The following is an 18,460-nucleotide window of genomic DNA, read 5'->3' as shown; positions in this document are numbered from 1 at the left end:
CCGAAGGAGTTCCATGACCAACACCACCGTGCCGACCACTCAGGTTCCGCTCGCCGCACCGCTCTACGGTGCGAGCTTCGGCCAGGCCGTCTCGCGGTTCTTCACCAAGTACGCGACGTTCTCGGGTCGCGCCAGCCGCAGCGAGTACTGGTGGTGGACGCTCGCGAGCGTGATCATCTCGAGCGTGCTGTACGGCCTGATGATGACGCTCGCCTTCTCGGGTGCGACCACGAGCGCGACCGGTGGCATGGTTCCCGGCCCGCTGTTCGGCCTCGGCGTGGCGATCTACGCGGCGTGGGCGCTGGCCACGGTCGTGCCCGGGCTCGCCCTCGTGTGGCGCCGCCTGCACGACACCAACCGGTCGGGCGGGTACTTCTTCCTCGCCTTCATCCCGTTCGTCGGCAGCATCATCCTGCTCGTGTTCATGCTGCTCGATTCCGTCCCGGCGGGCGCGCGCTTCGACCGCGCATAGGGGTTGCGAGTACGGCTCACGGATGTCGCAGCTTCGGTTTGCGGCATCCGTGAGACGACGCACTGAATGTGCATAGATTCCTGATTCGACGCGGAGATCGCGCGTCTAGCGCCGATTCTCCAGCGTCTTTTTGCAGAACCGCCCGGTCGTGTGCGAACCTTCTCCGGGCCCGCGGTCAGCCCCGGGCCGGGCAGTTGAGAGGATCCACCCATGAACGCACGGCACGAGCCCGCATCGGCGAACCGCATGCACACCGTCTCAGGCGAGACCGAGCAGATCGTCGACCTCGTACTCGACTACTCGCGCCGCCGCATCCTGAGCGACGACACCCCGCTCGACAAGCCGAGCACCGAGGCCGAGCTCACGCGCCTCGCCGGTCGCACCATCACCGAGCGCGGCATCGGAGCCACCAAGGCGCTCTCGGTGTTCGAGCACGTGCTCGCACCGGCGTGCATCACGACCGACCACCCCCAATACCTCTCGTTCATTCCGACCGCGCCGACGAAGGCCGCGACGGCGTTCGATCTCGTCGTCTCGGCGAGCGCGCTGTACGGCGGCTCCTGGCTCGAGGGCGCCGGAGCCGTGTACGCCGAGAACGAGGTGCTCTCGTGGCTCGCCCACGAGTTCGGCCTGCCCGCGACGTCGGGCGGCGTGTTCGTGCAGGGCGGCACGCTCGGCAACCTCTCGGCGCTGGTCGCGGCACGCGACCACGCGCGGCACGTGCTCGCCGAGTCCGGTGCTCCCGATGCCCCGACCCCGCCCGGAGGCCGGTGGAAGGTCGTCTGCAGCGCAGAGGCGCACTCCTCGATCGCCTCGGCCGCACGCGTCATGGACGTCGACGTGGTGCCCGTGAAGCCGGCCGACGACGGCATGCTGCGGGGCGACGACGTGCGGGCGGCACTGGCTGAGCACGGGGCATCCGTCTTCGCCGTCGTGGCGACCGCGGGCTCGACCAACTTCGGCATCGTCGACGACGTCGCCTCGATCGCCGCGCTCAAGGAGGACTTCGACTTCTGGCTGCATGTCGACGGCGCCTACGGACTCGCCGCGATGCTCTCGCCGCTGACCCGCGCCCGCTTCGCCGGAGTCGAGCACGCCGACTCGGTGATCGTCGACCCGCACAAGTGGCTGTTCGCGCCGTTCGATGCGTGCGCGCTCATCTACCGCGACCCCGAGGCCGGGCGCCGGGCGCACACCCAGCATGCCGAGTACCTCGACACCCTCACCGAGACGAGCGAGTGGAGCCCGTCGGACTACGCCGCGCACCTCACCCGCCGCGCCCGCGGCCTGCCGTTCTGGTTCTCGCTCGCGACCTACGGTGGCGCTGCATACCGCGAGGCCATCGGCCACTCGATCACGCTCGCCGCCGACATCGCCCGCGAGATCGAGTCGCGCGAGGGCTTCTCGCTCGTACGCGACCCGCAGCTCTCGGTCGTCGTGTTCGAGCGCGAGGGCTGGACGAAGGCCGACTACAACGCCTGGTCGGCACGACTGCTCGACGAGCAGCGCGCGTTCGTCACTCCGAGCTCGCACGGCGGGAGGCCGAACACGCGCTTCGCGATCGTCAGCCCGAACACGACGTTCGAGCAGTTGGTCGCGATCCTCGACACCATGTAGTCTCCAGATGGATATTGAACTTTGTGGTTCAGTGTTCTACACTGAACCACATGGTTCAGCAACAGGCATTGGGGCGCGAGGCATCGGGGCGCGAGACATCGGGGCGCGAGGCGCTGGATCGAGCGTTCGCGGCCCTCTCCGACGAGACGAGGCGGGGCATCCTCACCCGGCTCGGCGACGGCCCGGCCACGATCACCGAGCTCGCGATGCCGGCGGGCATGACGCTCACGGGCATCCGCAAGCACGTCGACGTGCTCGAGGCGGCCGGCCTCGTGACGACCGAGAAGGTCGGCCGTGTACGGCAGTGCCGGCTCGGTACCGAGCGATTGGACGACGCCATGGCGTGGATCAGCTTCTACCAGCGCCTCTGGGAGCGCAGGCTCGACGGCCTCGAGGCGTACTTCACCCTGCACGACGAAACGAAGCAAGAATCGAAGGGAACGGAATCATGAGCGACACCCAGACGAACGAGACGATCGGCCTGCGCATGACGCGGCAGCTGCCCGCGAGTCCCGAGGCGGTCTTCGACGCCTACACCGACGCCGAGAGGCAGAAGATCTGGTTCTCGATCCTCGACGAAGAGCCGGGCATCGTCGAGATCGAGGTCGACCTGCGCGTCGGCGGCACGCAGAAGGCGGTGTGGGGTCCCGACCGCGACACGCTGTTCACCGAGGTGCAGACCTTCCTCGAGATCGACCGCCCGCACCGGCTCGTGACCGAGTCCACTGGCAGCGACCCGAGCGGCCAGGAGATGACCACGCACATCGAGGTCACCTTCGACGCGGTCGACGGCGGCACCCTCATGACGGTCGTGCAGACCGGATTCCCGACGCCCGAGATCCGCGACTTCTTCGAGACGATGGCGTGGGTCGGCGCGTTCGACCGCATCGAGGCCTACCTCACGCGGGTCTGATCGGCTGCGGGCTGCGGATGTCGCACCTCGACGAGTCCGCCGGGGCGGGACATCCGTGATTCACGGTCTCACACGACGGGGATCGGTGACGACAGGTCGGCGATGATGCGATCGATCTCGGTGAGCGCGTAGGCGGCGAGCTCGCGCTGGGCCGCCTCGGCGACGGCATCCTGCTCTTCGAGGTCGCCGATCACGATGATGTTCTCGTCGTTGAGCGTGTTCGCCGGCTCCGTGTAGTTGAAGCTGCCGACGATGAGCATGCGCTCGTCGATGACCATGAGCTTGTGGTGCAGCTTGCGCACGCCGGTGTTGCGCTTGTTGGCGAAGAGTTGCACGTCGCCGTGCCCCAGATTGCTCGTCGCCGCCCACTTCGCCGCGCCCTGGTCGCGGTCCAGCACGCCGCGGATACGTCCGACGAGCGGGCGGATCCGGATCATCGTGTCGTCGATGCCCGACGACTGCGAGAACGTGAACACCGCGAAGTCGATCGAGTCCTTCGCCTTCAGCATCTGCTTCATGATCTCCATCTCGGGACCGTGCCGCGGTGCGAACAGGGGCTTGATCCGCACGGCGGGCAGGTCGAACTCCTTGGGCTTGGGTTCGACCCGCTCGTGCAGGTCGCCGAAGGTGCCCGACCGCATGCGCTCGAACTCGCGAGCGTACTCGGTCGCCGCGCGCTGTCCGTGCAGCACGACGATGTGATTGAGGTTCTGTCCGGAACCGATTCCCGCGGTCGCGTTCGTGCCGGTGTCGGTCAGGGTGAAGTTGGTCGACCCCGTGAGCACGGCGGCCCGCGGCTTGCGCGAGTCGCGCACGATGAACTTCTGGTGGAAGATCTTGCGGTTCAGGTCGGTGATGACGTCGACCTTCGCCTTGAGCAGCGCGCCCTGGATCAAGCGGTTCTCCTCGTGCGCGCCCTTGCTGTTCCAGGGATCGGCGAGCGCCTTCTCCTCGGTGAGGTAGTCGCCCTCGAGGATGACCCGCACCCGCACCCCTCGCCGCTTCGCCTCGAGGATCGCCTCGGCGATCGGTCGCGAGTCGATCTCCTGCACGGCGATCGCGAGGCTGTGCTCGGCCGCGCCGATGAAGTCGCGGATGGCGAGATCGAGGTCGTCGGGGGCGCCGACCGACTTCGGTCCCATGTAGAGCTCTACGCCGCCGATGGTCACGGACATGGCACACCTCTTTCATGAGTGTTCCTCATGCCTAGTGTCCGCCTGTCGGCGCACACCGGGAATCAGGGCGTGCCCGGAAGCCATCGAACGAAATGTGGAGCATTCGATCAGCCAGCGGATGAAAGACTGAGCGGGTTTTGCATCAATGCATGGGGAGATCATGACCGACAACGAACTCGACCTGAGCGGCGACTGGGATCTCGATCCGGCTCACTCGCGCATCGGCTTCTCGGCCAAGCACGCCATGGTGGCCAATGTGCGCGGTGCCTTCAACGAGGTCACGGGCAGCCTGCACGTGGACTTCGACGACACGAGCAAGTCGACCGCCGAGATCGCTCTGGGGGTCGCCAGCATCGACAGCCGCAACACGCAGCGCGACGAGCACCTGCGCAGCGCCGACTTCTTCAACGCGGAGAAGTGGCCCGAGATCGTCTTCCGCAGCACCCGCATCGAGGAGGTCGGCGACAACGCGCTCGTGGTATCGGGCGACCTGACGATCCGCGACGTCACGAAGTCGATCACCATTCCGCTCGAGTTCACCGGCGCGCAGACCGACGCCTTCGGCGCGCTTCGTGCCGGGTTCGAGGGCACGCGGCGCATCGACCGCCGCGAGTACGGCCTCGAGTGGAACATGGCGCTCGACTCCGGAGGCTGGCTCGTCTCCGAGAAGATCACGCTCGAGTTCGAGATCTCGGCGATCAAGCGCGGCACCGCCCCCGAAGCCGCGCAGTAGCTGCCCGACGCGGGAGCGTGGTCACCCCCGCACCCGCCCGCAGAGCCGACGTGAACGGATGTCGCGTGCGCGCCCGCTACGCGGGCGTGATGTTCGCGTTGTCGCGGAACACGTTGTCGGGGTCGAACCGACGCTTCAGCTCGCGAAGCCGTGCGAGCGTCGCCGGCGGGAACGCCGCCTCGACTGCGGCTCGGCCCGGTTCGGTGTCGAAGCTCAGGTAGGCACCGCTCGAGTGCGGGGCGATGAACTCGTTCCAGCGCTCGTTCGTGTGCCGGCGGTTCGAACCGAACGCCACGACCGAGAACTCGGCCGAGCGATGTGCGAACGCCGTGGCGTCGACCGGCACGTCGTGCACCGCGCCGCCGACGGCTCGGAACTGGAAGAAGTACGTGGCGCCGCTCTCGATTAACCGCGCGGCATCGGCGGCGAACGACGGGGTCACCCGCCCGATCAGCGCGGAACGCGCGGTCGGCTCGCCCTCGGCGCCGTGACTCGCGTCGCCCGCGTTCGAGATGACGGACTGGTAGGTCGTGATGCGTACGTCCTGCCCGACGAGCGGTGCGGCATCGGCGAGCGGCTGCAGCCGCTCGAGCACGGTGTCGGGGTCGTCGGAGTCGACCATCGCCATCACGTGCGCCATCGGCGGCTGACCAGCACGTCCGGCACTCACGATGAGAAAGCTCGTGAGGTCGCGCGGCGCGTCGACGACCCAGTCGCCCCACGACTCCAGGAATCCTGCGATGTCGCTCGCGTCGAATGACAACTGCGCGAAGCCCACGGCGCCGACCTCGTCGACCTCGAACTCGAAGGCGGTCACGATGCCGAAGTTCGCGCCCGCCCCACGCACGGCCCAGAAGAGGTCGGCATGGTTCGAGGCATCCGCTCGCACGATCGAACCGTCGGCGAGCACCACCTCGACGGCACGCAGGTGGTCGATCGTGAGTCCGTGCTCGCGCACGAGCCAGCCGATGCCGCCCGCGGTCGCGAGGCCGCCGACGCCCACCCCGCCGTAGTCGCCCGACGACAGCGCCCATCCGTGCGGGGCGAGGAACGCCGCGACGTCCTGCCAGCGCGCGCCGGCCTCGATGCGCACGAGGCGCCGCGTCGCGTCGAGCACCCGCATGTCGCGCATGTCGGAGAGGTCGATGACGATGCCGCCGTCGTTGGTCGAGCGGCCGCTGATGCCGTGGCCGCCGCTGCGCACGCCGAACGGCACCGTCGGGTTCTCGCGCACGAACGAGAGCGCCGCGGCGACTTCGTCGCTGCTCGCCGGCTGCAGCACGAGGCCCGGCGAGCCGCCGCGCATGTAGGTCGACTTCACGCGCGCGAACCCGGCATCGCCCGGCTCGATCGCCTTCGCGGCGAGGTGCTCGGGCACCGCGTCGTAGTCGATGCCGTCGCGGCGCTTGGCCCGCACCGCGGTGCTCCGCGAGGTGTACGTGGGTGCGAGGAGCGAGGCATCCGACCCGCGCAGCTCGCCCGCCTGACCGACGCGACGTTCGCGCAGCTCTCCGGCGACCGCCTCGCGAAGCGCGGGTGCGACCTGCTCGGCGAAGTGCTGGATCGTGCCGGGATCGTCGCTCGCGAGCACGAAGGTGCCGACGCCGTCGTCGACGACGTAGGGCAGCAGTTGCTCGACCCATTGCTGGGCCGGCCCGTCGAGGAAGCCGCCGCGTGCACCGCCGCCCGCGGCGCTGCCCGAGGTGAACCGACCGCCGATGTTCACGATGCGCCGGATCTCGCGGGGATCGCGACCCGCCGCGGTCGCGGCGTCGTCGATGATGTCGTTCTTCTCGGCGAACTCCCCCGGCTTCATGTAGGCGAGCGACGGCACCCAGCCGTCGCCCTTGCGTCCGGTGAGTCGAAGCATGCGCGGCTTGTAGGCGCCGATCCAGATCGGGATGTTGTGCGCCGGCGCAGGCCCGCGCTTCGCCCCGCTCACGCGGTAGTACGCGCCGTCGACCTCGAACCGTGTCCGCTCGCCCTGATCCCAGACCCCGCGGATGATGTCGATGGCCTCCGAGAGCGCGTCGACCGCCTGCCCGGGGGTGAGCCGCCGGCCGCCCATCGCCTCGATCGCGTCCCAGAATCCGCCCGCACCGAGCGCGAGTTCGAATCGGCCCTCCGAGAGCAGGTCGAGGCTCGCCGCCGCCCGGCCGAGCACGGCGGGCAGGCGCAGCGGCACGTTGGCGACGTTCGCCGACAGGTGGATGCGCTCGGTGCGTGCCGCCACCCAGGTGAGCAGCGTCGACGTGTCGTGGAAGCGCGGCTGGTAGGGGTGATCCTGGAAGGTCACGAGGTCGTACCCGACGGCCTCGCTGAGCTCGGCGAGCCGCACGGGCGTGTGCGGCGGGTCGTTCGTCGGGGTGATGAAGGTGCCGAACTGCAGCTCGTGGCCGTAGTGCATCGTGCTCCGATCGGTCGGTTGCGGGTCGTGGGGCGCACACGTCTGCGGCGCGCACGTTCCATTCTGGCGATCGGACGCCCCACGCGCAGGTTTCGGGTAAGCTACTTACTCATGGTTAGTGATGAGCCCACTCCCCCGGTCGCCGACCTCGACCGGCACCGCGAACGCCTGCACGACCTCGGGCACATCGACGAGGCCGCGTGCCGCCGCTTCCAGGCGACGGTCGAGTTCGCAGGTCGAAAGTGGACGGCGGCGATCCTGCTCGCCGGGGTGCGCGGCGCACGCCGCTTCTCCGAGTACCGGGCGGCGGTCACCGGCATCTCCGATCGGCTGCTCACCGCACGGTTGCGCGAGCTCGAGATCGAAGGGCTCATCGAACGGCACGTGCGCCCGACCACCCCCGTGACGATCAGTTATACGCCGAGCGCGGCCGGACTGCGCCTCATCGAGGTGCTGCAGCCTCTGGTCGAGTGGGGCACGGCCTTCGGCCACGACGCCGAGCGCCCCACCGGGTAGCTCTGAACCCACCAGAATGGTCGACGTGACCGAACACGTCTTCGTCGCGGGCGCCGCCTCATGGAACCGCATCGTCTACCTCGACCACCTGCCCGAGCCGGTGCCGCACATGCAGTTCGCGCTCGACGAGTACGAGACCGTCGGCGGGACGTCGGCCGGCAAGGCGCTCGGACTCGCGGGACTGGGCCGGCCGGTCGTGCTGCACGCGCTCTTCGGCGGTGACGTCGACGGCGAGCGCGTGCGCGGCCTGCTCGAATCCGCGGGCGTCACGGTCATCCCGGGCGCGGGCGGCGCGACGGAGCGCCACCTCAACCTCATGACCCCGGCGGGTGAACGGGTCTCGCTCTACCTCGCGACGCCGACCGCTTCGCATCCCCCGAGCGAGCCCGTCGCAGCGGCGATCGCCGCCGCATCCGCGATCGTGCTCGATCTCGCCCCCGTCGCCCAGCAGTTGATCCCGCTCGCGACCGCCACGGGGCGCCCGATCTGGACCGACATCCACGACTACGACGGCACCGCCGAGTTCCACCGGTCGTTCATCGAGGCCGCCGACGTGATCTTCATGAACGCCGACCGCATCGGCCCCGACCCGCTGCCCTTCATGCAGGCGCAGGCCGAGGCCGGCGCCTCACTCGTGGTGTGCACCCTCGGCGAGCGCGGCGCGATCGCCGTCGCCCGAGATGCGAGCGGGCGGATGTCGCGCCACGAGGTCGCGGCCGTGCCGGTCGACGTGCTCGACACGAACGGCGCGGGCGACGCGTTCATGACCGGCGTGCTCGATGCCACGCTGGCCGGCGCCGAGGTGCCCGACGCGTTGCGGGCGGGCGCCGAGCACGCGGCATCCGTGCTCGGAACACGGCATCTGCACCCGAGCCTCGACGCCGCGCTCGGCGGCTGACGCGACCTACTTCTCGGTGGGCGCTTCGGCGGTCTTCGCGGGCTCGTCGGCCGGCGCGGCGTCGGTGAGGGGTGCCGCCTCGGTCGCGGGTGCGGGAGTCGTCTCGGCGGCGGCCGCGGGCGCCGCGTCGTCGACGAGGGCCGGCGCAGCGACGGCACCCGGAGCAGCGGCGGGCGCGCGCTCGGCGTCGAGCACGTCGAGCCCGTCTTCCTCGTCGAGGTCGAAGAACTCGTCGACCGCGAGCACCGACTCGGCGTGACGACGGTCGGCCGCACCGATGAGCGCCTGCGTGGCCAGCGCGATGACGAGGCCGAGCACGCCGACCGCGATGAGGAGGCCGCCGAGCGTCGTGCCCGACTGCGCCGCCAGAATGGGCGCGGGATCGGCGATCTGCTCGGTGTAGTAGGCCACCTGCGCGGCGTTCGAGGTGATCAACAGCACCACGCCGGCGATCGTGATGACCGCTGCGGCGAGCCAGGCGCCGAGCAGCGGCAGGTTGAGGGAGCGGGGCGTGGTGGAAGTCATGATGTCCTTCGATTTGGGAGCGCGGCGAATTCGGGCCGCGTCAGCGACGGTACGCGAGAAAGGTATGCGTTGGCTATGCCTGTGCGGTGAGTGATCGGGGCGAAGCGCCGGGCAATCGCGGAGGCCGAGCGATCGGATGCCGCAGCGCGGCCCGCGTCAGATCGCACGGTGATCCACCAACGACATCTTGGGCCCGCGCCGCGGCCGGCCCCGCACGCCTGCGGCACCCAGCAGGCGCACCACGCGGTAGCGGTGACCGGCCCACGGTGCCAGGGTCTCGAGCATCTCGTCGTCGGTCATGTCGCGACCCGCGAGGGCGTGGCCGACAAAGTTCGCGAGGTGGTAGTCGCCCACCGAGAGGGCATCGGCGTCGCCGAGCGCGCGCTGCGCGACCTCGGCGGCCGTCCACGCCCCGATGCCGGGCATGAGGGTGAGGCGAGCTGCGGCATCTGCGGCGCTCATCGACACCGCCTCTTCGAGGCGACCGGCGTAACGCGCCGCGTTCTGCAGGGTGCTCGCCCGGCGCGGGTCGACGCCGGCGCGGTGCCACTTCCAGCTGGGGATCGCCCGCCACTCGTCGGCCGAGGGCACGACGCGCATGGGCCTCGGCGTCGGGCCGGGAGCCGGCGTGCCGAACTCGGCGACCAGGCGACGCCATGAGTCGTGCGCCTGCAGCGTGATGACCTTCTGCTCGAGGATCGCCGCAGCGAGCGCCTCGAACACCTGCGCCGAGCGTGCGATACGCAGCCCGGGGTTGCGGCGATGTGCGTCGTCGAGCAGCGGCAGCCGGGGGTCGAATTCACTCGGGTCGTCGCGTTCGCCGAGCAGTTCGGGCGCCTGGGCGACGGCCGCCGCCGCGCCGGGGCCCCAGGCCTCGCATCGCAGCCCATCTCGTGACGGCTGACTCAGCCGGATCGTGGCGATGCCGTCGGCGGTGCGCGTCGTGCGCCATACCGCGCCTGCCGAGTCACGCGCGAACGCGGGGTCGCCGCCGCCCCGGCGCAGCACGCCCACCGTCTGCAGCAGGTCGGTCGGATGCCGCGGCCGCCAGCTCAGGGCCTCGTCCGCGATCACGGCTCAAGTGTGCCGCACGCGGCTGACAGCGGGCCGTCCGCATCGGGTTCGGACGACACTTCAGCCCTGGTCGGACACCGAACGCTCACGATGTCGTACGAAACCAGCCTACGAACCCGAGGCCCGCTCGAACAGGCGCCCGTGCACCTCGGTGGGCGTGATGCGCACCCACCTGTCCTTGTTTTCCGGAGCCCACGGGGTGATGCCGAGCTTCTCGGCCTGGTACACCTCGCCCTGGCGGTCGAACTCCTGGGCGACGCCCTTGACGACCACGCTGAACGCCTCGGCGTCGGTGTAGCCGTCGATCTGGAACGCCACGCCGTGCCGGATGGTGAGCTCGAGCAACTTCGTGCCCGCCGACGTGCGGAACACGATCGTGCGGTTGTCGACCGCGTGGTTGACGGGGAACACGTCGACCTCGCCGGCCGCGCTCATCGCGATGCGACCGTAGGGTGCGTCGGCAAGGCGCTGCCAGCACTCGTCTTCGGAGAGGTGGCGGGTGGGCGTTCGACCGTCGACGTGATCGCTCATGCCTCGAGTCTGCCACCGCCGTTCGATCGCGGCCAGAGTGCGACGCGGGTCACGGCCCATGTTCGCTCGATGCCGAGACAGTTCGCAATCCGGCTGCATCTGGACACGGGTGCGGACGAACCACGAGACTGTGGGGCATGAACCCGGTGGCCGGTGGCATCCGGACGCCCGACCAGCGCCTGCGCGTCTTCGTCAGCTCGACGCTGAAGGAGCTGGCGCCCGAGCGGCGCGCGGTGCGATCGGCGATCGAGCGGCTCGCACTCGCGCCGGTGATGTTCGAGCTCGGCGCGCGGCCGCACCCGCCCAGGGAGCTGTACCGCGCCTACCTCGACCAGAGCGACATCTTCGTCGGCCTCTACTGGGAGCAGTACGGCTGGGTGGCCCCCGGCGAGGACGTGTCGGGGCTCGAGGACGAGTGGAACCTCGCGCCCGACATCCCGAAACTCATCTATCTGAAGCGCAGCGCGCACCGGCAGGAGCGGCTTGACGGCCTGATCGCGCGGATCCGCGACGGTGACGGCGCGTCGTACGTCGAGTTCACGGATGCCGCATCGCTCGCCGATCTCGTCACCGCCGACCTCGCGACGCTGCTCGCCGAGCGCTTCGACGCGGGCGGGGGCCGGCACGAGCACCTCGGGATTCCCGCGGCCGAGGTCTTCTCGACGGAACCCGTGCGACCGCCGACTCCACTCACCCGGTTGGTGGGCCGCGCCGACGAACTCGCGACCCTGACGAGAATGCTCACCCGCGACGGCCAGCGCCTGGTGACCGTCACCGGCCCCGGCGGTATCGGCAAGAGCCGGCTCGCCGTGGCCGCGGCGCGCGATGCGGAGCCGTCGTTCCCCGACGGCGTGGTGTTCGTCGACCTCGCTCCCGTGCTGGAACCCGGCCTCGTGATCACGGCGGTCGCGAATGCGATGGGCATCCGGGATGCCGGCGATCGACCGATCGCCGACAAGGTCTCCAGCGCGCTCGCCGGTCGTCGGGTGCTGCTCGTGCTCGACAACGTCGAGCAGGTGGTCGATGCCGCGCCGAAGCTCACCGCCCTGCTCGGCCAGTCGGATGCATCAGTCCTCGCCACCAGCAGAATCCTGCTCAGGGTGCGTGGCGAGCAGAACGTCCCGCTCGGACCGCTTCCGTCGCGCGAGGCCGGGGAGCTGTTCGTCGATCGCGCCCGCGCGGTCAAGCCCGACTTCGAACTCACCGACGCCAACGCCCGGCACGTCGTCGCGATCTGCGAGGCGCTCGACAACGTGCCGCTCGCGCTGGAGCTCGCCGCCGCACGGTTGCGCGTGCTGACGCCATCCACGTTGCTCGAACGCCTCGACCACGCGCTGCCCCTGCTCGTCGGAGGAGCGCGCGATCTCCCCGAACGGCAGCGCACACTGCGAGCCACGATCGAGTGGAGCGCCCAGCTGCTCTCGCAAGGAGAACGGGAACTGCTCCTGCGCCTCGGCGTCTTCCGCACCGGCTTCGGGCTCGATGCGGTCGAGTGGATGTCCGACGGTGTCAGCGGAGTCGACGCGATCGGGGCGCTGGGAGCACTCGTCGACGGCAGTCTCGTGCGTGAGCAGGATCGAGGCCCGCGGGCATGGTTCACGATGCTGGCCACCGTGCGCGAGTACGGTCGCGACCGTCTCGCCGAGCATGGGCGGCTGGCCGAAGCGCAGGGGCGGCATGCCGGGTTCTACGTCGGGCTCGCGACCTCAGCAGGCTCGGCGGCGAACTGGCAGCTGCAGGTCGAGAGGGTGACCCGCCTGCTCGACGAGCACGACGAGGTGCGGGCGGCGGTCGACCACCTCCTCGAAACGCGTCAGTTCGACGCCGTCGCCGAACTGGCGTGGCCGCTCTACTCGTTCTGGTGGGGCGGCGGGCGCGCGGGTGAGATCCGGGCGTGGATGAATCGGCTCCTCGAACCCGGCGTCGAGCTCACCGAGCGGGCCAGGGTCATCGCAGAGTACTGCGTCAACGCCATCCGCTACTGGGGGACGTCGGATGAGTCGGTCGTCCCCGCCATCGCCCGGTGCGTCGCGTACTTCCGCCGAGTCGACGATCGCCGCGGCGAGGCGCTCACACTCGCGTCGCTCGCCGTCGCGCAGTTCGCGGAGGAGCCGCCCGATATCGAGGGCGCCGAGCGGAACGCCCGCCGGTCGCTCCGCCTGGCCGATGAGTTCGACGAGGCGTTCGGCGGCGCCGTCGTCGGCATCATGGTCGGCCGCATCTGGCTCGCGCGCGGGCGCGTCGACGATGCCGTCAGGCAGTTCGAGACGAGCCGGGCGCTCGCGAGCCGCATCGACGACACGCTCGGCCAAGCGGTCTCCATCAGCCACCTCGGATGGGCGCGGCTGCTCGGCGGCGAGACCGAGGGCGCACGCGGGTGCTTCACCGAGCAGCTCCTGCTCGCCTCGGCCATCGGGCACGAGGAGGGGATCGCGGATTCGCTCGAGGGGATGTTCGCGACGGCCGTGACGTCAGGAGACATCGAGCGCGCCGGTCGCATGTTCGGTGCTGCCGAGGACATCCGGGCGCGCAAGGGCCTGCCCACACGCTCGCCGCTGTCGTTCTTCGAGCCCTACCTCGAGCGCGTGCTGGCCGGATCTGACGCGCCCGCGTTCGAGGACGCGCGCCGGGTCGGGCAGACGATGGAGCCGGCCGATGCCGTGGAGGCCGCGCTCGCGTGACGCGACGCTCCGGGTGCGTCAGGACGCGGCCGGAGCGGCGGCCGCCGCGGCCGCCGCGTACTGCTGACGGATGACTCCACGCGTGTCGACCACGAGCTCCTCATCGATCGCGACCGGCCACGACGGGCGAGTGCCCGTGAGCACCCACGCCGCCTGTCGCGCGGCGCCGTCGGCGACGTACTCCCCCGGCTCGGGCACCACGACGGGCACGTCGAACACCTGCGCTGCGATCGCGCGCACCGCCGGGTTCTGCGCGGCGCCGCCGATGAGCAGCACGCGCTCTGCGGCGACGCCCAGGCTGCGCACGGCATCGAGGCCGTCGGCGAGACCGCACAGCAGCCCCTCGAACGCGGCGCGCGCGATCGAGGGGCGGGTCGTGTTCGCGAGCGTCAGCCCCGAGAACGAGGCGGTCGCGTCGGGCAGGTTCGGCGTGCGCTCCCCCTCGAAGTACGGGACGAGCACGGCCCCGGATGCCCCGGGCTCCGCCTCGAGCGCGAGCGCGCCGAGTTGCTCGTGGTCGACGCCGAGCAGGCCTGCCGTCGCGTCGAGCACTCTCGCCGCGTTCAGCGTGGCGATGAGCGGGAGGAAGTTGCCCGTCGCGTCGGCGAACCCCGCGACGGTGCCCGTGGAATCCGCGACCGACGCCTCGGTGACGGCGAACACCGTGCCGCTGGTTCCGATCGACACGACGACGTCACCCGGTGCGGCGTCGAGGCCGAGGGCGGCCGCGGCGTTGTCGCCCGCCCCGGGGCCGACGAGGATGCCGTTCGCGGCGTGACCTGCGACATCCGATGGACAGACGACTCGCGGCAGCACCGCGTCATGACCCAGCGCGCGCACGAGCAGCTCTCGGTCATATCCCCCGGTGCCCCAGTAGGCGGTGCCGCTGGCATCGGATCGATCGGTGACGAGCTTGTGGAGCACGGGCCCCAGCGGCGCATCGGTCGCATCGATCGGACCGTACCCGCGCAGCCGCCACGTCAGCCAGTCGTGCGGCAGCGCGACCGCGGCAACGCGCTCGGCGTTCGCCGGCTCGGCGTCGCGCAGCCACCGCAGCTTCGTCGCCGTGAACGACGCGACCGGCACGACGCCCGTGCGCTCGGCGTACGCTGCGGCGCCGACCTCGTCGATCAGGTCACGCGCCGCCTGCGCCGATCGCGTGTCGTTCCAGAGCAGGGCGGGGCGGATGACCCGGCCCTCGCCGTCGAGGACGACCATGCCGTGCTGCTGCCCCGCGATCGAGACCGCGGCGACACCCTCGAGCCCGCCCGCGGCGGCGAGCGCCGACTGCAGGGCCTCCCACCAATGGTGCGGGTCGACCTCGGTGCCGACGGGGTGCGACGCCCGGCCCTCGCGCACGAGCGCACCCGTCGCGGCATCGCGGATCACGACCTTGCATGACTGCGTCGACGAGTCGACGCCGGCGACGAGTGCCATGCGCGGCTAGCCGCGGGCGCCGAGCAGGTGCTCGGTGGCGAGCTGCTGCAGACGGACGAAGCCGCCGCCCTTTCCGCCCAGGTACGCGTCGGCGTCGAAGTCCTCGTAGGCCGAGCGGTCGGCGAGGAAGTCGTCGTACGTCTCGCCCTCGTCGAGTGTCGGGGTCGAGAGCTCGAACACCTTCGCGGCCTCGAGAGCCTGCTGCACCTCGGGGTCGGCGCGGAAGGCCGCAGCGCGCTCCTTGAGCAGCAGGTACGTGCGCATGTTCGCCGCGGCGGACTCCCACACGCCCTTCTCGTCCTCGGTGCGGCTCGGCTTGTAGTCGAAGTGGCGCGGACCCTCGTAGGCCGGGACGCCACCGGGGCCGCCGTTCTCGAGCAGGTCGACGAGCGCGAACGCGTTGTGCAGGTCGCCGTGGCCGAACACGAGGTCCTGGTCGTACTTGATGCCGCGCTGGCCGTTGAGGTCGATGTGGAAGAGCTTGCCGTGGTACAGCGCCTGTGCGATGCCCGCGGCGAAGTTCAGCCCCGCCATCTGCTCGTGCCCGACCTCGGGGTTGAGGCCGACGAGCTCGGGTCGCTCGAGCGAGTCGATGAAGGCGATCGCGTGGCCGAGCGTCGGAAGCAGGATGTCGCCGCGGGGCTCGTTGGGCTTCGGCTCGATCGCGAAGCGGATGTCGTAGCCCTTGTCGGTGACGTAGTCGCCGAGCAGGTTGACGGCCTCGCGATAGCGCTCGAGCGCCTGACGGATGTCCTTGGCCGAGTCGTACTCGGCGCCCTCGCGGCCGCCCCACATGACGAAGGTCTTGGCGCCGAGCTCGGCGCCGAGGTCGAGCTGGCGGAAGACCTTGCGCAGCGCGAAGCGGCGCACGTCGCGGTCGTTCGCGGTGAAGCCGCCGTCCTTGAAGACGGGAGCGGAGAAGAGGTTGGTCGTCACCATCGGCACGATGAGGCCGGTGTCGGCGAGTGCGCCCTTGAGTCGGTCGATCTGGTTCTGGCGCTCGGCCTCGGTCGAGCCGAAGGCGAAGAGGTCGTCGTCGTGGAACGTGAGGCCGTAGGCGCCGAGCTCGGCGAGCGTCTCGACGACATGCACGACGTCGAGGGCGTTGCGGGTCGGGCCGCCGAACGGATCGGTGCCGTTGTACCCCACGGTCCACAGGCCGAAGGAGAACTTGTCGTCGCGAGTGGGCGCGGGAGCCATGGAGGATCCGCCTTTCAGCGTCATCGGTGATTTGTTGTAGGTTACAACATAAGCCATCCCTGCCCGCGTTCGCAACTCCGTGTCGGTCCGACGTGATCGGGTCGCAAGTTTCGGGATTAGGATTCGAAACATGAGAACGCCCGCCTCCGACGACCGTGTGACACTCGCCGCCGTGGCCGACGAGGCGGGCGTGTCGCTGTCGACGATCTCGAAGGTGCTGAACGGGCGATCGGATGTCTCCGCCGGCACCCGGGCGCGGGTCGAGGGCCTGCTCGCCGAGCGCGGCTACCAGCGCCGCGTGGGCCGTGCCGACGCGAAGTCCGACCTCATCGAGCTCGTCTTCCACGAGCTCGATCCGATCTGGTCGATGGAGCTCATCGAGGGCGTCGAGTCGGTCGCCAAGGCCCACGGCCTGAGCGTCGTGCTGACGGTGAGCGGAAGCCGCCATGCCCCCGACCCCGACTGGATCGAGGGCGTCATGCGCAGGCGACCCGTCGGCATCGTGCTCGTCTTCAGCGAACTCGCACCCGAGTACCGCGAACGGCTGCGCTCACGGGCCATCCCGGTCGTGATCGTCGACCCGGCCGGCGACCCGTCGCCCGACGTGCCGTCGGTGGGCTCGGCGAACTGGTCGGGCGGTCTCGCGGCCACCCGGCACCTCATCGACCTCGGCCATCGCCGCATCGCCGCGATCACCGGCCCCGCCGACATGATGTGTTCGCTCGCTCGCATCGACGGCTACCGTTCGGCGATGAACTCGGCGGGCCTGCCGATCGATCCCGAGTGGATCCGGTTCGGCGACTTCCACGTCACCGGCGGACGCGATCGCGCGCGCGAACTCCTCGACGCATCCGACCGGCCCACGGCGATCTTCGCCGGCAGCGACATGCAGGCGCTCGGCGTGCTCGAGGCGGCGCGCGAGCGCGGCCTCCGCGTTCCAGATGACCTCTCGGTCGTCGGCTACGACGACATCCCGCTCGCGCGCTGGCTCACTCCGCGACTCACGACCGTGCACCAGCCGCTGAAGCGCATGGGCGAAGAGGCCGCATCGCTCGTCATCCGCCTGGCCGACGAGACCCCTGCGACCACCCCCCGCATGGACCTTGCGACCAGCCTCGTCGTACGCGAGAGCACGGCACCGCCGGCCTCTTGACGTGCGGCAGAAATCGGAGCGGGGTCTACTCCCGCGCTTCTGGCGTCGACCCTGGCAGCGTGATCGCCGGCACGCGGTACCGTCGGCGATACGCGCCCGGGGTCAGCCCGGCGATGCGCTTGAACAGCCGACTGAAGAAGGCGGCGTCTTCATAACCCACATGCCAGCCGACGGCTTCGACGGAGTCTTCGGTGCGTTCCAGCCGGCGCTTCGCCTCGTCGACGCGGATCCGCTGCACATATGCCAGCGGGCTCACACCCGTGGCCACGGTGAATCGGCGCTTGAACGTGCGTTCGGCCAGGCCCGACCGGGCCGCCAGCTGCTCGACGGGGCTCGCTACCGAGTAGTGGTCGCGAAGCCAATCCTGCGCGTCAGCGACGACCGCGTCACCGTGGTCGCGGCGTCCCTCGAACAGCATGTAGGGGGCGAGCCCGTCCTGATGCCACTGCAGCGCGAACGTCCGCGCCGCCTCCTGCGCGACCGTCGCCCCGACGAATCGTCCGATCAGATAGAGCACGAGGTCGTGCCACGTCGTCGACGCCCCCGACGTCACGAGCTCATCGCGCGCACCGTCGACCATGAGCGCCCGCTCGGGGTGGATGCGCACCTGCGGGAACGTCGCCTGCAGGTTCGACGCGTAGTCGTAGTGCACAGTCACGTCTCGTTCGTCGAACAGTCCGGTCTCGGCGAGCAGGAAGATGCCCGAGCATGCCGAGCACAGGAGCGCTCCCTGGTCGTGCATGCGAGCAGCCCAGTCGACGAGGTGGGGGTAGCGACCGGTCTGCCAGCCGTCGGGTGCGAGCACGATGGACGGCACGACGACGATGTCAGTGCTGTCGATTTCGCCGACGCCGCGCCCGACGGGCACGGGTACGCCGCTCACGCCCAGCAGCGGCCCCGCGGCGTCGCCGACGATCTCGACGCGAAACGGTGGCGCCGCCGCCGAGCCGGCGATGCCCAACGCTCCGAGGGAGTTCAGCACGTCGAACACTCCGAACATCGTTGCCACGCCACTGTCAGGCAGCGCGACGACGCTCACGGTGAGAGGGCGATCGGCCACGGCACACCTCCTGCACACATGGTGGCACGAATGAACCGAACGAGGGTCAGGATGCCACTGCCGGGGAA

At 70.2% G+C, this 18,460-nt stretch carries 17 protein-coding genes; 9 read left to right on the top strand and 8 right to left on the bottom strand.

Features of this window, described 5'->3' with window-relative positions:
• The first annotated feature begins 13 nt into the window (after positions 1-13).
• From LSF15_RS06920 to LSF15_RS06905, 4 genes are all read left to right on the top strand, one after another.
• Complete coding sequence (locus LSF15_RS06920) at positions 14-472, top strand: DUF805 domain-containing protein (RefSeq protein ID WP_232497789.1); 459 nt, start codon at positions 14-16, stop codon at positions 470-472.
• Between the two features lie 210 nt (positions 473-682).
• Complete coding sequence (locus tag LSF15_RS06915; protein ID WP_232497788.1) at positions 683-2,089, top strand: pyridoxal phosphate-dependent decarboxylase family protein; 1,407 nt, start codon at positions 683-685, stop codon at positions 2,087-2,089.
• Between the two features lie 50 nt (positions 2,090-2,139).
• Positions 2,140-2,541, top strand: coding sequence for an ArsR/SmtB family transcription factor (locus LSF15_RS06910; RefSeq protein WP_232497787.1), 402 nt, complete (start codon positions 2,140-2,142; stop codon positions 2,539-2,541).
• Positions 2,538-3,002, top strand: coding sequence for an SRPBCC family protein (locus tag LSF15_RS06905; RefSeq protein WP_232497786.1), 465 nt, complete (start codon positions 2,538-2,540; stop codon positions 3,000-3,002). The genes LSF15_RS06910 and LSF15_RS06905 overlap by 4 nt, the downstream gene beginning before the upstream one ends.
• Positions 3,003-3,070: 68 nt before the next feature.
• Here the strand turns inward: LSF15_RS06905 and LSF15_RS06900 are convergent, their stop codons facing one another.
• On the bottom strand, positions 3,071-4,177 hold the full coding sequence (locus tag LSF15_RS06900) for a phospholipase D-like domain-containing protein (protein WP_232497785.1): 1,107 nt from the start codon (positions 4,175-4,177) through the stop codon (positions 3,071-3,073).
• Between the two features lie 160 nt (positions 4,178-4,337).
• On the opposite strand from LSF15_RS06900, the gene LSF15_RS06895 reads away from it, so the two are divergent.
• Positions 4,338-4,910 carry a YceI family protein gene (locus tag LSF15_RS06895; protein WP_232497784.1) on the top strand — a complete coding sequence of 191 codons (573 nt, stop codon included), beginning with the start codon at positions 4,338-4,340 and terminating at the stop codon, positions 4,908-4,910.
• A gap of 76 nt (positions 4,911-4,986) precedes the next feature.
• Here the strand turns inward: LSF15_RS06895 and LSF15_RS06890 are convergent, their stop codons facing one another.
• Entirely contained in the window at positions 4,987-7,317 is a 2,331-nt protein-coding gene (locus LSF15_RS06890) for an LLM class flavin-dependent oxidoreductase (RefSeq protein WP_232497783.1), read from the bottom strand.
• A gap of 111 nt (positions 7,318-7,428) precedes the next feature.
• Here LSF15_RS06890 and LSF15_RS06885 point away from each other — a divergent pair, with 111 nt between their 5' ends.
• Both LSF15_RS06885 and LSF15_RS06880 read left to right on the top strand, forming a co-directional pair.
• Complete coding sequence (locus LSF15_RS06885) at positions 7,429-7,833, top strand: winged helix-turn-helix transcriptional regulator (protein WP_232497782.1); 405 nt, start codon at positions 7,429-7,431, stop codon at positions 7,831-7,833.
• Positions 7,834-7,858: 25 nt separating this feature from the next.
• On the top strand, positions 7,859-8,731 hold the full coding sequence (locus tag LSF15_RS06880; RefSeq protein ID WP_232497781.1) for a carbohydrate kinase family protein: 873 nt from the start codon (positions 7,859-7,861) through the stop codon (positions 8,729-8,731).
• Between the two features lie 6 nt (positions 8,732-8,737).
• Here the strand turns inward: LSF15_RS06880 and LSF15_RS06875 are convergent, their stop codons facing one another.
• From LSF15_RS06875 to LSF15_RS06865, 3 genes are all read right to left on the bottom strand, one after another.
• On the bottom strand, positions 8,738-9,256 hold the full coding sequence (locus tag LSF15_RS06875; RefSeq protein WP_232497780.1) for a hypothetical protein: 519 nt from the start codon (positions 9,254-9,256) through the stop codon (positions 8,738-8,740).
• 156 nt (positions 9,257-9,412) lie between these two features.
• Positions 9,413-10,330, bottom strand: coding sequence for a DNA-3-methyladenine glycosylase family protein (locus LSF15_RS06870; protein WP_232497779.1), 918 nt, complete (start codon positions 10,328-10,330; stop codon positions 9,413-9,415).
• Positions 10,331-10,438: 108 nt separating this feature from the next.
• Complete coding sequence (locus LSF15_RS06865) at positions 10,439-10,861, bottom strand: pyridoxamine 5'-phosphate oxidase family protein (RefSeq protein WP_232497778.1); 423 nt, start codon at positions 10,859-10,861, stop codon at positions 10,439-10,441.
• Between the two features lie 137 nt (positions 10,862-10,998).
• Between LSF15_RS06865 and LSF15_RS06860 the strand changes: the two genes are divergently transcribed.
• Complete coding sequence (locus LSF15_RS06860; RefSeq protein WP_232497777.1) at positions 10,999-13,542, top strand: DUF4062 domain-containing protein; 2,544 nt, start codon at positions 10,999-11,001, stop codon at positions 13,540-13,542.
• Between the two features lie 18 nt (positions 13,543-13,560).
• Here LSF15_RS06860 and xylB read toward each other — a convergent pair whose 3' ends face one another.
• Together xylB and xylA are read right to left on the bottom strand one after the other, a co-directional pair.
• Entirely contained in the window at positions 13,561-14,979 is a 1,419-nt protein-coding gene (xylB, locus tag LSF15_RS06855; protein WP_232497776.1) for a xylulokinase, read from the bottom strand.
• Positions 14,980-14,985: 6 nt separating this feature from the next.
• On the bottom strand, positions 14,986-16,179 hold the full coding sequence (xylA, locus tag LSF15_RS06850) for a xylose isomerase (protein ID WP_232497775.1): 1,194 nt from the start codon (positions 16,177-16,179) through the stop codon (positions 14,986-14,988).
• Between the two features lie 130 nt (positions 16,180-16,309).
• On the opposite strand from xylA, the gene LSF15_RS06845 reads away from it, so the two are divergent.
• Positions 16,310-17,332, top strand: a complete 1,023-nt coding sequence (locus tag LSF15_RS06845; RefSeq protein WP_232497774.1) for a LacI family DNA-binding transcriptional regulator — start codon at positions 16,310-16,312, stop codon at positions 17,330-17,332.
• 25 nt (positions 17,333-17,357) lie between these two features.
• Here LSF15_RS06845 and LSF15_RS06840 read toward each other — a convergent pair whose 3' ends face one another.
• On the bottom strand, positions 17,358-18,392 hold the full coding sequence (locus LSF15_RS06840) for a GlxA family transcriptional regulator (RefSeq protein ID WP_232497773.1): 1,035 nt from the start codon (positions 18,390-18,392) through the stop codon (positions 17,358-17,360).
• Positions 18,393-18,460: the final 68 nt, after the last annotated feature.

The sequence above is a fragment of the Agromyces humatus genome, assembly GCF_021228295.1.
Lineage (GTDB): Bacteria > Actinomycetota > Actinomycetes > Actinomycetales > Microbacteriaceae > Agromyces > Agromyces humatus.
Note: the sequence above shows the minus strand (reverse complement) of the source record. Positions and strands in the feature narration are given on the sequence as shown.